This window comes from Cohnella thermotolerans DSM 17683, assembly GCF_000429825.1.
GTDB lineage: Bacteria > Bacillota > Bacilli > Paenibacillales > Paenibacillaceae > Cohnella > Cohnella thermotolerans.
This window is the reverse complement of sequence record NZ_AUCP01000006.1, coordinates 103,370-118,122: the sequence shown is the minus strand read 5'-3', so window position 1 is coordinate 118,122 and position 14,753 is coordinate 103,370. Positions and strand designations below refer to the sequence as shown.

The 14,753-nt window shown below is 60.9% G+C and carries 12 protein-coding genes; 9 read left to right on the top strand and 3 right to left on the bottom strand.

The features are described 5' to 3' along the window. Positions 1–6: 6 nt before the first annotated feature. The gene (locus G485_RS0103395; RefSeq protein WP_027091383.1) at positions 7–897 is read right to left on the bottom strand and encodes a carbohydrate ABC transporter permease; all 891 of its coding nucleotides are present in this window, start codon (positions 895–897) and stop codon (positions 7–9) included. A gap of 84 nt (positions 898–981) precedes the next feature. Then, positions 982–2,355 carry an extracellular solute-binding protein gene (locus G485_RS0103390; protein WP_027091382.1) on the bottom strand — a complete coding sequence of 458 codons (1,374 nt, stop codon included), beginning with the start codon at positions 2,353–2,355 and terminating at the stop codon, positions 982–984. 255 nt (positions 2,356–2,610) lie between these two features. Here G485_RS0103390 and G485_RS0103385 point away from each other — a divergent pair, with 255 nt between their 5' ends. The 7 genes from G485_RS0103385 (at position 2,611) to G485_RS0103355 (ending at position 10,172) form a co-directional block, all read left to right on the top strand. After that, positions 2,611–3,786 (top strand): sn-glycerol-1-phosphate dehydrogenase, encoded by a 1,176-nt coding sequence (locus G485_RS0103385; RefSeq protein ID WP_027091381.1) that lies wholly within the window; start codon positions 2,611–2,613, stop codon positions 3,784–3,786. A gap of 435 nt (positions 3,787–4,221) precedes the next feature. Next, a complete protein-coding gene (locus tag G485_RS0103380) occupies positions 4,222–4,656 on the top strand; it encodes a helical membrane plugin domain-containing protein (protein ID WP_027091380.1) in 435 nt (144 codons plus the stop codon). Positions 4,657–4,691: 35 nt separating this feature from the next. Further along, positions 4,692–5,873, top strand: coding sequence for an NAD(P)/FAD-dependent oxidoreductase (locus G485_RS0103375; protein WP_027091379.1), 1,182 nt, complete (start codon positions 4,692–4,694; stop codon positions 5,871–5,873). 609 nt (positions 5,874–6,482) lie between these two features. Next, on the top strand, positions 6,483–7,265 hold the full coding sequence (locus G485_RS0103370) for an ABC transporter ATP-binding protein (protein WP_027091378.1): 783 nt from the start codon (positions 6,483–6,485) through the stop codon (positions 7,263–7,265). A gap of 3 nt (positions 7,266–7,268) precedes the next feature. Further along, positions 7,269–8,081 carry an ABC transporter permease gene (locus G485_RS0103365; protein WP_035154564.1) on the top strand — a complete coding sequence of 271 codons (813 nt, stop codon included), beginning with the start codon at positions 7,269–7,271 and terminating at the stop codon, positions 8,079–8,081. Beyond that, entirely contained in the window at positions 8,081–8,929 is an 849-nt protein-coding gene (locus G485_RS0103360; RefSeq protein ID WP_027091376.1) for an ABC transporter permease, read from the top strand. Before G485_RS0103365 ends, G485_RS0103360 begins: the two co-directional genes overlap by 1 nt. Before the next feature lie 124 nt (positions 8,930–9,053). Further along, entirely contained in the window at positions 9,054–10,172 is a 1,119-nt protein-coding gene (locus tag G485_RS0103355) for an ABC transporter substrate-binding protein (RefSeq protein ID WP_027091375.1), read from the top strand. A gap of 78 nt (positions 10,173–10,250) precedes the next feature. Here G485_RS0103355 and G485_RS0103350 read toward each other — a convergent pair whose 3' ends face one another. Further along, the gene (locus tag G485_RS0103350) at positions 10,251–11,930 is read right to left on the bottom strand and encodes a PucR family transcriptional regulator (protein WP_027091374.1); all 1,680 of its coding nucleotides are present in this window, start codon (positions 11,928–11,930) and stop codon (positions 10,251–10,253) included. Positions 11,931–12,064: 134 nt separating this feature from the next. On the opposite strand from G485_RS0103350, the gene G485_RS0103345 reads away from it, so the two are divergent. Further along, on the top strand, positions 12,065–13,447 hold the full coding sequence (locus tag G485_RS0103345; protein WP_027091373.1) for an NAD(P)-dependent oxidoreductase: 1,383 nt from the start codon (positions 12,065–12,067) through the stop codon (positions 13,445–13,447). A gap of 20 nt (positions 13,448–13,467) precedes the next feature. Beyond that, positions 13,468–14,751, top strand: a complete 1,284-nt coding sequence (gene preA / locus G485_RS0103340) for an NAD-dependent dihydropyrimidine dehydrogenase subunit PreA (RefSeq protein ID WP_027091372.1) — start codon at positions 13,468–13,470, stop codon at positions 14,749–14,751. Positions 14,752–14,753 lie beyond the last annotated feature (2 nt).

The following is a 14,753-nucleotide window of genomic DNA, read 5'->3' as shown; positions in this document are numbered from 1 at the left end:
CTCCCCCTAGCCGAACCTTTTCTCGACTTTGTTCATGACCGCATTGATGAAGATCGTGAAGACGAGACAGAGCGCCACGAGGAAGGTCGCAATGGCGCTTCCGTAGCCGTACTTCATGGACAGGAACGAGCTGTTGTACATGTGCGTGGAGATGACGTCCGTCGCGTGGGCCGGTCCGCCGGCGGTCATGACCATAATCAGGTCGAACGACTGCAGCGATCCGATAAACGCGAGCACGATCGATATTTTAAAGATCGGCACGATCATCGGGAACGTAATGTAGCGGTCCGCCTGGAAGCCGTCCGCTCCGTCGATCTTCGCCGCCTCGTAAATTTCGTTGGGAATGTTTTGGACGCCGGTGAACTGAATGAGCAGATGATAGCCGAAATATTGCCACAACGAGACGAAATAGATGCAGTAAATCGCGATTTTCGGCTCCGAGAGCCAGGTGTGCGTCCAGCTTTGCAGGCCGACCGAGGTCAGCACCTCGTTCAGCATGCCGCCCATGGACGTGGGGTTGTAGATCGTCTTCCACAGCTGTCCGACGATGACGACGGACAGAATGACCGGAGTGAAGTAGATCGAGACAAGCGTATTGGCTTTGCGCACGTAGCGGTTGAGCAGGACGGCCATTATCAGGCAGAACGGAATCTCGACCATCGAAGCGACGGCGTACAGCAGCGTTCGGCGCACGGCCGGCCAGAAGACCGGATCGTGGAACAACAGGTTGCGGAAGTTCTCGAATCCGACGAACTTGGTCTCGCCGATGCCGTTCCAATCGAGCATGCCCGTGTAGAACGAGACGAGAATCGGAATAAACACAATGCAGATATACAAGATGAGAGCCGGCAGGATGAACACGCCGATCGCGAGCTTGGGAACTTTCAGGACGTTCAAGGTCGTCGCCTCCGTTGCTTCGGAAGCCGAGAGGCGAAGATGAGTCTCGCTCCTTCGCGCCTCGGCTTCCGATCATGCAGGATTTTACTTGTTGGCTTCAAAAGCGGTTTGATGTTCTTTGGCGACTTGAGCCGCATCCACTTTCTGCACGAACAGGTTTTGCAAGCTGGTCAAGTGGGCCTGGGACACCGCCGGATTCATCGTATTGTCGAAGGAGATGTCGCCGCCGCTTACTTTCCCGAACAGATCCATGACGCTAATGGCGAGGTCGGAGTAGCCGGCCGCCTTCAGGTCGCCGTCGACTTTCTGCGGCAGGCCGACCGCGTTCTTCTGCTCGAATTGCACTTTCGGGAAGTTCAGGCAGTAGTAGTTCAGGAAGTCCTTCGCTTCTTGAATATGTTCGCTGTTGGCCGCGATCGCGTAGCCCGTGCCCGGAGCGAGCATGAACTGGTTGATGTCGCCCTTGCCGTCGACGGTCGGGAACTGGAACGCCGCGACTTTGCCGCCGATCGGAGAGGCGTCGATCGAACCGGTCTCCCAAGTGCCCAGCATATACATGGCGGCTTTGCCCGTCGTGAACAGGTTGCGGCCCGAGTCGGCGTCGACCGCGGTGGCGCCTTCTTCGAACGCGCCGGCCTGGATGAGATCCTGGAAGCGTTCCACGGCTTCGATGAACGCCGGATCCTCGAACGTTTTCTTGCCGTCGACGACGTCTTTCAGGAAGCCGGGCCCGCCGTTCGTGCGGAGCAGGATGTTCATGAAGATGAAGGAGCCCGTCCACGTATCCTTCTCCCCGACCGCCATCGGCGTGATGCCTTTGGCTTTGAGCGCTTTCACGTCGGCGAGCAGTTCGTCGAACGTCGCCGGCGGTGCGGAGATGCCGGCTTGCTGGAACAGATCCTTGTTGTAGTACACGACTTCGATGTTGTTGCCGTCGGGGAGGGCGTAAGTGTTGCCGTTGAAGCTGTAGTAATCGAGAAGTCCGGATTGGTACGTGTCCCGAAGGCCGTTCTTGTCGAGCACGTCGTTCAGCGGAACGAACAGATTGGCGTCGACGAAGGGCTTCATTTGAGCGGCCGGGTTCACCATCGTGATGTCCGGAATTTCCTTGGAAGCCGCTTGCGTCTTCAGTTTTTGCTTTTGCTGGTCGGTGTTCAGCGAGTCGAACTCGATCGTGATGTTCGGGTGTTCTTTCTGATATTGCTCGACGATTTGATGCGCCGTCTTGTAAGTCGGCGTGTTCGGGTCCACATAGATGTTCTGGAAGGTCAGCTTGACCTTCTTGCCCGAATCCGCGCTGGGAGTGCTGCTTGCAGGTTGCGAGCCGCCGGCGGAAGCCGACGGGCTTGCCGACGCGTCGCCGCTATTGTTGGAGTTGTTGCTGCCGCAAGCTGCCAGGCTCAAAGTCAGAGCTCCGGCCACGGCGATTGTAAGTGCTTTCTTCGACTTGGTATCCAAGTTCGTATCCCCCTCTTAACGGATGTATCCTCATTATCGATCGCCAGTCTCTCGGCAACAATGCGGGAACTTAATATTTCAGGTTTGCTTTTTCAAGATCTTAGTAGAAACCGGGACTTTCGATTAAAGGAGGCGGCGGGCGGAGGCTGCAGGCAATCGTGCGCGGAATCGCGAAGGATTCCGTCCGGCGGGAGGTTTGCGGTATGATAAGGAAGTTGGCGGATTCGAAAAACGGGAGAGGGAGCTGAACCGAGCATGACGGCAGATTTGACGGCAAGAATACGCGAAGCGGCCGAGGCGCGCGGGGTCCGGATCGAGACGGCGTTTCCGGAGCCGATCGTGGCCGAGGCGGGCGCTTTGTCCTTGGCGGCGCCTTATATAAAAGAGAAAGGCTTCCGCAAGCCTCTGATCGTCGCGGACACGAACACTGTGAAGGTGGCCGGCGACCGGCTGCTCCAGGATCTGGCGGCTCTTGGACTGGAGCCGGAGCTGACGCTGGTGAAGCCGGACAAACTGGGCGACGTCATCGCGGACGAAGCGTCGATCGTCCAGGTGCTGCTGGACGTTCAGCGGGTTAAGGCGGACGTGATCGTAGCCGCCGGATCGGGCACGCTGCACGATATTTCGCGATACGCCGCGTATACGGCGGGCATTCCGTTCGTCTCGGTGCCGACCGCCCCGTCGGTCGACGGCTTCAATTCCAAAGGCGCGCCCATCGTCATTCGAGGGGAGAAAATAACGGTCCAGGCCATCGGGCCGCTGGCGATTTTCGCCGACCTCGACGTGCTCCGGCAGGCGCCTCCCCGGATGGTGGCCGCCGGGTTCGGGGACATGCTCGGCAAGTATACGTCGCTGTTCGACTGGACGTTCGGCCGACTGACGGCCGGCGAGCCCTACTCCGAATTGGTGGCGGCAATTACGGAGCGGGCGCTGGCCGATTGCGCGGAGAACGCGGAAGCGATCGGAAGCCGGACGGAAGAGGGAATTCGCCTGCTCATCCGGGCTTTGATCGAATCCGGGCTGGCGATGCTCATTTTCGGCCAATCCCATCCCGCGTCGGGCGCCGAACACCACCTGTCCCATTATTGGGAGATGGAATTCATGCGGACGGGCCGGCGCGCGTTGCTGCACGGCGCCAAGGTGGGCGTCGCCTGCGCCGAGATCAGCGGCCTGTATCATTCGCTCGCGTTCGAGGAAGCCGCCGGAAGCGCGGAAGCCGCGGAGAAGCTTCGGCTGGCGCTGGAACGCGTCCCTTCGGCGGACGCCATTCGCGGCCTGCTCCGGAAGGTCGGGGGACCGGCGACGATCGAAGAGCTGGGCGTCGAACCCGAACTGCTGGAACGGAGCCTCGCGGAAGCGCATCGCGTCCGCCTGAACCGGCATACGCTGCTGCGCGCTTACAACGAAGGCAAAGCCGCTCGCCGTTCCTGACGGCGGACCGGCCCCGGCGGCGGCTTGGCGCGTCCGCAGCAAAATCGGCGCCGGCCGCCGCCGGAGGGAATAAGAGGCGCAACAGAAGCGCCATAATAGCCGTATGAAGCCGATTCCGTCGGATTTTGTGCCATAAATCACAATTTACAGAACTTAGCGATCGAAAAAGCAAAGATTTTTATTTTAAGTTTGCCTTCATCCGGTGTAGAATAGACAAGAAAGGTTCAGATTCGACCTGCCTGTTCACGGTGAGCGAAGACGGAAGCAGCTGAGAATTGTTTCGACGCGATTTTGCATGGATACCGCCGTCATGGGACGGCCTTTTATGTGAAAAATGGTACAAAGTTCGCGCAGGCTGGGACCGGATCGATACGTGCACGTCAGGAACGGAGACCGCAACCGATTAGGAAATGACTGCAAAGGAGGACGTCACGCATGTCGCAAATTTCGCAAGAAGCGCTCGAAACGCAAGAAGCCCCAGTAGAACGCAATTCGCAAGATGTGCTTGATCAATTGTTGAAGCCGGAAGTCCAGGAATCCCTTACCGTGTTGGTGGATAACCTGCCCAAGCTGGCCGAAATGGTCACTTTCCTGACCAAGGCGTACGATTTCGCGCAGACCGTCGCCACCGACAAGGTGCTGATCAACGACTTTGCGCACGGCATCGGCGAATTCGTCAAGCCGGTCGCCGAGAAGGCGAAAGGAATCGCCGCGGCGGCCATCGAAGCGAACGACCGCGCGCAAGCCGACACGACCACGATCGGGCTGTTCGGCATTCTGCGGATGCTGAAGGATCCGCAAGTGCAGAAGACGCTGCGCTTCGCGCAAGCTTTCTTGAGCGTTTTGGCGGAAAACAAACAACAACGCTGATCAAACCTCACAACGGATAAGAACGGAGGATGGACATGTCTAAACATATTCTGATTCTGGGCGGCGGTTACGGCGGCTTGTTGGCGGCTCTCACGGCGCGCAAAGACCTGAGCCCGGCCGAAGCCCGGATTACGCTTGTGAACCGTTACCCGACGCACCAGATCATCACCGAGCTTCACCGCCTCGCCGGCGACACCATCAAGGAGAAAGCCGTCGCGCTGCCGCTTGAGAAGCTGCTCAAGGGCAAAGACGTCAATCTTCTCATCGATACGGTCTCCGAGATCAAGCCGAACGACAAGAAAGTATTGCTCGCCAGCGGCGCTACCGTCACTTATGACGCGCTCGTCGTCGCCCTCGGCAGCGAGACGGCGTTCTTCGGCATTCCGGGCCTGCAGGAAAACAGCTTCACGCTGAAATCCGTCGACGACGCGAACCGCATTCGCGCTCACGTCTACGACCGCCTGGATGCGTACAAGCAATCCGGCAACAAAGCCGACGCCACGATCGTCGTGGGCGGCGGCGGCTTGACCGGCATCGAGCTGGTTGGCGAATTCGCCGACCGTCTGCCGGAAGTTTGCCGCTCCAAAGGCATCGACTTCGCCGACATCAAGCTGTACGTCGTCGAAGCCGGCCCGGCCATTCTGCCGGTTCTGCCGCCTGAGCTCATCGAGCGCGCGGTCACGAGCCTCGAGAAGCGCGGCGTCGAAATCATCACGGGCGTAGCGATTACGGAAGCGACCAAGAACTCGGTATCGCTGAAGGATGGCCGCGTGCTGGAAGCGAACACGATCATCTGGACGGGCGGCGTCCAAGGCCATCCGATCGTCGCCAACTGCGGCATCGAAGTGAACCGCGGCCGCGCTTCCGTTACCGAGACGCTGCAATCCACCTCGCACCCGGACGTGTTCCTGGCCGGAGACTGCGCCGTCGTCATTCCGAGCGAAGGCGCCCGTCCTTATCCGCCGACGGCTCAGCTTGCCTGGCAGATGGGCGAGACGGTCGGCCGCAACCTGGCTGCCCTGATCAAAGGCGGCAAGATGGAAGCCTTCAACCCGGTCTTCTCCGGCACGCTCGGAAGCCTGGGCCGCAAAGACGGCGTCGCCATGATCGGCGGCAACAACATCCGACTCAAAGGCACGCCGGCGACGCTCATGAAGGAAGCGAGCAACATCCGCTACCTGTCGCACATCAACGGCTTGTTCGCATACGCTTATTAAACCCTGCCGCCTCCGGCTTCGCCGGACGGCTGCGGCTGCGGAAGAACGCCTTCGGGCGTTCTTTTTTTATTTGTCCGATGCACGTGATCGGCCCTCTCTCCGCTTTCCCCGACATTTGTAGGCTTATCCCCTCCGCTCAGCCGATCGTCCTAAGCGAAAGCGACGGACACGATCCTCCGCGATTAGGGATGAGGATAAGCTGCCCGATAGCCGCAACTGGAAGAGCGATTCCCGCGAAAGGGGAGCCGCGATCGGCGGAAGCGTGCGAAGGGAGCCCGCGCGAACGGGGGGCCGAGCGGGTGAACATCTGAGGTACGGGGATAAGCCTGCAATAGAGCTCGAACACCGATGCGCAGTCGCGGGACCGGAGGCGAAGTCGAAGGGTTAATGTTATATTATATTACACAAAAAAGACGCAAGAGGCTCGAAAATAGACGTTTTGACTGAAACGGACGGTGCCGATTTGACGAAATGTCTAATGAATAACGATATTCCTGCGTGTAAGATGGGTATTAATCAATTAGAGTAATGTAAAATAACATAAACATTACACAACTTATGTTCGTAAACCGGATTCTCGCGCGCAACGGGTTGGGAGGGGGAACGAAGATGACCATGACCGCGACGACGGTTCAGGAAATTCAGCTCGAGCAGGTGAGCATGCGCTACCGGACGGATGCTTCCGAGGTTCTGGCGCTTCAGCAGGTGAGTCTGAACATCGGCAGAGGGGAGTTCGTCTCTCTGCTCGGTCCGTCCGGATGCGGCAAGACGACGCTGCTCCGGATCATGGCGGATCTGCTGCAGCCGTCGGAAGGCTCGGTGACGGTGGCCGGCAAGAGCGCCAGGGAAGCCAGGCTGGCCCAGAAGTACGGCATCGTGTTCCAAAGCCCGGTGCTGTACGATTGGCGGAAGGTGAAGACCAACATCACGCTCCCGCTGGAGCTGATGGGGGTGAAGAAGGCGGATCGCGAGCGGAAGGCGGCGGAGCTGCTCGAGCTTGTCGGTCTGGAGAAGTTCCGCGACAAATATCCTTGGCAGCTTAGCGGCGGCATGCAGCAGCGGGTCGCCATCGCGCGGGCGCTGGCCATGGAGCCGGAAATTCTGCTCATGGACGAACCGTTCTCCGCCCTCGACGAGTTCTCCCGCGAGCGGCTGAACGAGGAACTGCTGTCGATCTGGAGCAAGGTGGGGAGCACGGTCGTCTTCGTCACCCACAGCATCCCCGAGGCGGTCTTCCTCTCCGACCGGGTGTTCGTCCTCTCGCCTCACCCGGGAAGATTGTCCGCCGTCGTGGAAATTCCGCTTCCCCGACCGCGAACCCAAGAGATGCGCAACGGCCCGGAGTTTTTCGGACTCATCGCCAAGATTCGGGACAGCTTCGAGGGGGTGTAGCGGGTGAGAGGGCGTACCTTCCTGTCGCGCGGCCGCGCGCTGCCGGTCCTCGTGTGGGCCGTCTCCTTGCTCGCTTTGTGGGAGCTCGTCTCCTGGTATTTGCTTGAAGCGAGGCACGTGCCGCTCGCGCAATCCAAGCTTCCTTACGTGCACGAGATCGTTCGGACGATGGGCGACTACGCCCCGACCCTGCTGAAGGAAGGCAGAGTCACCTTCGGCAACGCCGCGCTGGGCTTCCTTCTCGGGGCGGCTGCCGGAGCGGCGCTGGCCGTGCTGATGAGCGCGTCGAAGCGGATCGAGCAGTTGGCGTTCCCGTATGCGATCGCCTCGCAGATGATTCCGATTCTGGGGCTGGCGCCGATCATCTACGGAATCGTCCGCGACGAGAAGCTGTCGCGCATTCTCATCTCCGGCTACATCACCTTCTTCCCGGTCGCCCTCAACATGCTTCGGGGGCTCCGCAGCGTGCAGCCTTCGGCGCTGGAGCTTATGCATTCCTACGCGGCCAAGCCGTGGAGCGTCTATTGGAAGCTGCGCTTTCCCGCCTCGCTGCCCGGATTGTTCGGCGGCTTGAAGATCGCCGCCCCGCTGTCGGTGACCGGAGCGATTCTGGTCGAGCTGATGGGTGCCCAGCACGGCATCGGCGTCATCATGCTTCGCAACCTCTATTACGGATCTTCCCACGCTTATATGTTCTGGGCGACGGTTATCGTCGGCGCGCTGCTCGGCGTGCTCAGCTACTGGATCATCAGCCTGCTCGAACGTGCCGTCTCGCCCTGGCAGCCCGACTTCCGGGCGAAAGGAGGCGCTCGCTGATGGAAGGGGAATCCCTGACGGGCCTCACGGCACCCGCCGTCGCAAGCTCTGCGGGCGCTCCGGCGAGAAGAAGCCGGGGGACGGGCGCAGCCGCCGTCCGGATCGCGCTTCCGATGGCTGCGGGTATTCTGTTTCTGGCGCTCTGGCAGTTCAAGGTTTTTCACTCGCTATTTCAGCTTAAGGTTTACCAGCTGCCGCTCCCCTCCGCCATTGGGAAGGCGGTGACCGGCAACATCGATCTGCTTCTGTCCTATACGCGCTATACGATGAGCGAAGCGGTGCTCGGCATGCTCGCCGGCTCCGCGCTGGGCTTCCTGGCGGCGCTGGTCGCCACGCTGTGGCCCCGCTGGGGCTTCGGCGGCATTCCGCTCGCCGCCGCGCTGAACGCGGTTCCGATCGTCGCGCTCGCTCCGATCATGAACCTGTGGTTCGGCGACGGCATCGGCTCCCGCGTTGCCATCGTGACGGCGACGACGATGGCCGCGATGGCGATGAACGCGTACAAGGGGCTGAACAGCGTCGATCCGCTGGCGCTCGACCTGATGGTTTCCTACGCGGCGAAGAAGCGCGAGACGTTCACGTATTTGCGCATCGCGAACAGCCTTCCTTACGTGTTCACCGCGCTCAAGATCAACGCGACGGCCAGTATGATCGGGGCGATCGTCGGCGAGTTTTTCTTCTCGTCGCGCGGGCTCGGCTATCTGCTCTCCAATTCGATCAAGGTGGCCCAGATGCCGCTCGGCTGGTCCTGCATCGTCGTGGCGGCGGTCGCGGGCGTCCTCTTCTATCTGATCGTGGAGCGCCTGGAGAAGGCGTTCATCCGCTGGCATCCATCGCAACGAACGTAAGCCGCACCATGGCAGCACAGCCGGCAGGACGGCGGGCCGTTCGGCCTCCGCTTTGCCGATCGCATAAAATCTTTACTCCACAAAATCCTGCTGTGTTCATCATCCAAATAAGGGAGAGAACCGAATGAACGGGAGAAAAGGGCATTACAGAAGCGTATGGCTATTGGCTCTGATGCTGGTGTTCGTCGCGGCGGCGACGGCTTGCGGAGGCGGAGGCAACAACGAGCCGGCGGCGAGTCCGAGCCCGTCCGGATCGGCTTCCGAGTCCTCGGCCGCCCCGGCTTCCACGGAAGCCGCGAGCGAGACGCCGTCCGCCGAGCCGGTCAAGGTGAAGCTGCAGCTCAAGTGGGTGCCGCAAGCCCAGTTCGCGGGGTACTTCGTCGCGCTGGACAAAGGCTATTACAAGGACGAGGGGCTGGACGTCGAGATCGTCCCGGGAGGACCCGATATCGTACCGGAGCAGCAGGTGGCGAACGGCGCGGCCGACATCGGCGTCGACTGGGTCGCGAGCCTTTTGGCGCATCAGGAGCAGGGCCTGCCGCTGGTCGAAATCTCGCAAATTTATCAGAAGAGCGGCCTGGTGCTCGTCTCCAAGAAGTCCGCAGGCATTAACGGCCCGGCCGATCTGAAGGGCAAGAAGGTCGGCAACTGGATGGGCGGCAACGAGTACGAGCTGCTGGCGCTGTTCGACAAGTATAAGCTCGACCCGAACAAAGACCTCAAGTTCACGAAGCAAGGCTTCACGATGGACCAATTCCTCTCCGGCGAGCTGGACGCGGCTTCCGCGATGACGTACAACGAATATCACGTCGCGCTGGAATCCGGCGTGAAGGCGGAGGATATGAACGTCATCGACATGAACGCCGAAGGCGTCGCCATGCTGGAAGACAACCTGTTCGCGAACAAGGGTTGGCTGGATAAAAACAAAGAGACGGCTGTCAAGTTCGTGAGGGCGTCCCTCAAAGGCTGGCAAGACGCGATCGCCGATCCGGCCGCCGCGACGGATATCGTCATGAAGAGCGTCGAAGACGGAAGCACGACGAAGGAGCATCAGCTGACGATGATGCAGGAAGTCGCCAAGCTGGTCGCCCCGGAAGGCTTCGACAAGTCGAAGATCGGCTATATCGACGAAGCGGCCTTCAAGCAGACGGCCGACATCGCCCTTCAATTCGGCGTCATCAAGACGGCGGCCGATCCGACGAAAGCCTACACGAACGAAATTGTGGAGATGGCGATGAAATAGACGCCCGAATGGCCGCGGATGGCGGATGGCTTCGGAGCGAAGCCGTCCGCTCCGAAGGCGGACTCGCGGGATTCGGGCTTAGCCCTCCGCCTTCTCCTCGAATTTGTCGGGATGAAGCAGCTGGTAGGCGCGCAGCGCCACTTGAATGGAGATGCGGTTCTCGGGCGACATGAAGTCTTCGCCCAGCAGCTCGGCGATCTTTTCCAGGCGGTAATACAGGGATTGCCGGACGATGAACAGCTTCTGGGCGGCGATTTGCTTGGAGCCGTCGTGGTCGAGGTATACCTTCAGGGTGGTGAGCAGCTCGCTGCCGCGGGCTTCGTCGTAATCGATAATCGGGCCGAGATAATTGCGGATGAAGGCTTGCAGCGTTTTCCCGTCGTTGAGGTTGAGCAGCAGTTGGAAGACGCCGAGTTCTTCGTAGAACAGTATCGGTTTCTTGTAACAGGCGTACAGCGACAAAGCTTGAATGGCTTCCTGATAGCCGGAATATGCATTTCGTAGATGCAGATGCGACTTGCCCGCGCCGACCAGCAGCTTCAGCTCCTTCAGCTTGTCGTCGGCCTGGAACGACAGAACCGATTCCAGCGCCTGCTGGAGCCGGCCTCTGTTCGGGCTTTTGGCCTTCCGGTCGAGCGCAATGACGGCCAGGCGGTTGTTCTTGACCGTGATGAGCGGCCGGAAGGAGAACTTCTCGAAGGCCGACCGGATCAGCAGGGACAGGTGGAAGCGGATCGTCTCCAGCTCGTTCTCCGAAGGATCGAGGTTCAGCTCGTACAAGTTTTCGATCTCGAACAGGCACACCCGGAAGTGGAGCTCGTTCAAGCCTTTGAAGTCGGGACCGATGAGCGCCTTGAGCTGCTGGTCGTCGTCGGCCCGGCCGCTCAGCAGCTCGTCCACCCAGATATTCTCCGCGAACTGCTTGCGCTCTTCCATGTAGCGGGTGCGAAGCAGCTCCTGGGCGATCGACAGCGAGGCGGAATCGAGAAGCAGGAAGTCGAACTCTCGGGGCTGATGGCGGCAGACGAGAATCAGATAAGCCCAGATTTGCTCCAGCGCTCCGACCGGCTTCACGATCCACGTGGCTCCTTCGATCTCGCGCAAATAGGGGGCGCCGCTCACTTTGAGCTCGTCCGTCTCTTCCCAGAAGCTGCCGAGCTGCTCCAGCATCGCGTTCTGCTCGCCCGGGGAAGGGTTCGGCATGAAGACCGGCTTGCCTTCGAGCGGGCGATAGATGACCTGGGCTTGCGCGCTCCGGTGCAGCAGCTTGAGGACGTTCGCGGTCGCTTGCGAGGTCAGCGCCAGCCGGGAGAATTCGCGTGAGATGCTCTCCAGCTCCTGCAGCATCCGATGATGCCGGTTAATGATCAGGGAATGCAAATCTTGCGTAATATCGACGAACCGGACCGTGCTCGGGAAGACGATGAGCGGGAACCGGTGGCGTTCGGCCAGCTCCTTGAGCTCGTCGGGCACGGAATCGAAATATTGGCCGAGCTCGATGCACAGGCAGGCGGCGTTTTGTTTGATCAGTTTTTCCATGAAGGCGACGGAGGAGCGGGTCTCCAGCTTGAAGGCCATTCCGGTGGTCAGGATCATCTCATCCCCGTGAATGAGCGCCTCGAAGCTGAACGTCTCGAGAATGTGGACCCATCTGACGCGGCGGCTCAGGCCGTCCTCGCCCGCGACCGTCTGGGCGTTGCGGAACGAGGGGCGCTGCAGCGCTTCGCGAACCGTCAGAAAGCGTTCTTCCGAATCCATGCGTGTATCCCCGCTTTCGCAAACAATCGTTGTGCGGCGGTCCATAGCGTCGAATGCCGCCCGATGTTCATCATCTTACCATAAAAGAGATTGTATTTTCAGAACATTTTGTCGATGACATGGAGGGATAACCGATGGGAAAAGCAGCTTCGTTAACGACGTTATCCGCGGAACGGTTCGCCGCGAACTTCGCGGAGGCCGAGCCGGGATTGACGGTCAAGTCCGCGGTGGAAGAAGCCAACCGCTGCTTGTATTGCTATGACGCCCCTTGCATCAAGGCTTGTCCGACCGGCATCAATATTCCTTCGTTCATCAAACGGATCGCGACGGGCAACCTGAAGGGCTCGGCGACGACGATCATGGATTCGAATCCCGTCGGCGCCAGCTGCGCCCGCGTTTGCCCGACGGAGGAGCTGTGCGAAGGCGCCTGCGTGCTGAACGACGCCTCCGAGCCCATTCGAATCGGCCTGCTGCAGCGCTATGCGACGGACTGGGCGATCAAGAGCGGCAAGCCGTTGTTCCAGGCCGGGACGCCCAACGGGAAGAAGGTCGCGGTCGTCGGCGGGGGGCCCGCCGGGTTGTCCGCAGCCCGCGAGTTGGCCCGCGACGGGTTCGAGGTCGTCGTCTACGAAGCGAGGGAGCTGGCCGGAGGACTCGACACGTACGGCATCGTATCGTTCCGCCTGCCGCAGCCGATCTCGCTCTGGGAAGTCGAGCAGGTCGAGAAGCTGGGCGTGACGATCAAGACCGGCGTCAAGGTCGGAGCGGACGTGCCGCCGTCGGAGCTGCTCGAGCAGTACGACGCCGTCGTGCTGGCGGCGGGCATGGGCTACGTGCCGAAGCTCGGCATCGAAGGCGAGGACCTCGAAGGCGTGTACGACGCCATCCGGTTCGTCGAGGCGACGAAGACGGCGGCGCCGGACGTGAAGCTGGAAGGGGCCCGCGTCGCCGTGATCGGCGCCGGGAATACGGCGATCGACGCCGCAACGTGCTCGGTGCGGCTTGGCGCCGGGAATGTGAAGATGGTCTACCGCCGCACCCGCGAGGAGATGACGGCTTACGAATTCGAGTACGAGTTCGCCAAGCAGGAGGGCGTCGAATTCAGCTGGCTGACGGCTCCGGTCCGGATTATCGGGGACAAATCCGGCAAGGTGACCCATCTGGAGTGCGTGAAGATGGCTTTGTCGCCGGAAGCCGGACGGGACGGCCGCAGGCTGCCGGTTCCGATCGAAGACTCCGAGTTTCTTCTGCCGGTCGACGCCGTCATCGTCGCGATCGGCCAGACGCGGCATACGGGGCTGATCGAGGCGTTCGGGCTCGAGCACGAACGGGGCGTCGTCAAGATCGATCCGGCCACCCGCCGCACGTCCCATCCGAAGGTGTACGCGGCCGGAGACATCGTCTTCGGCGGCGGGCAGGGCGAGGCGATGGTCGTCTCCGCCGCCCAGCAAGGCAAGGAAGCCGCCCATGCGATCAGCCGGCATTTCTCCGTAACGCAGCAGACGATCGCCATTTGAAGAAAGAGAGGATGGTTACGATGGCAGACCTCGGCATCAATCTGGCGGGCATCCGGTCGCCGAATCCGTTCTGGCTGGCGTCCGCGCCGCCGACGAACACGGGCTATCAGGTTCAGCGAGCGTTCGAAGCCGGATGGGGCGGAGCGGTGTGGAAGACGCTCGGCGATCCGATCATCAATACGTCTTCGCGCTTCGCGGCCGTCCACTTCGGCGGCCGGCGGGTCGCCGGCTTCAACAATATCGAGCTGATCACCGACCGGCCGCTCGAAGTGAACCTGAAGGAAATTTACGAGACGAAGAAGCGGTTCCCGAACCATGCCGTCGTCGCGTCGCTCATGGTGGAGCCGAAGCGGGAGAAGTGGCACGAGATCGTCAAGCGGGTGGAGGCGATCGGCGTCGACGGGCTGGAGCTGAACTTCGGGTGCCCGCACGGGATGGCGGAGCGCGGCATGGGCGCGGCTTCCGGGCAGCAGCCCGATCTCGTCGAGATGCAGACGTATTGGGTCAAGGAAGCGGCGACAACGCCCGTCATCGTGAAGCTGACCCCGAACATTACGGACATTACGGTCGTCGCCCGGCACGCGGTCAAAGGCGGGGCGGACGCGATCAGCCTGATCAACACGATCAATTCGCTCGCGGGCGTCGACATCTATTCGTGGAACACGATCCCCCACGTCGCCGGCAAGGGCGCGCACGGCGGCTACTGCGGGCCGGCCGTCAAGCCGATCGCGTTGAACATGGTGGCCGAGTGCGCGAGACATCCGGAGGTCGGCGTGCCGGTCTCGGGCATCGGCGGCATCTCCAGCTGGCAGGACGCGGTCGAATTCATGCTGATGGGCGCGACGGGCGTGCAGATCTGCACCGCCGCCATGCATCACGGCTTTCGCATCGTCGAAGAGATGATCGACGGGCTGAACAACTACCTGGACGAGATGGGGCTCGCGTCGGTCGCGGAGCTGGTCGGCCGGTCGGTCGAGAAGTATTCGACCTGGGGCGATCTCGATCTGAATTACAAGGTCGTCGCCCGGATCAACACCGAGACTTGCATCAACTGCAACAAATGCCACATCGCCTGCGAGGACACGTCGCATCAGTGCATCGAGCGGAAGACGAACGCCGAAGGCAAGGAAATTCTCGTCGTCCGCGAGGAAGACTGCGTCGGCTGCAACCTGTGCTCGATCGTCTGCCCGGTGGACGGCGCGATCGACATGGTCGAGATCGACGAGGGGCTCGCCCCGATGAGCTGGAACCAGCGCCAGAAGGCGCTGGCGGCCTTAAACGAAGCGGAAATGGGGGTTGTGTAGGA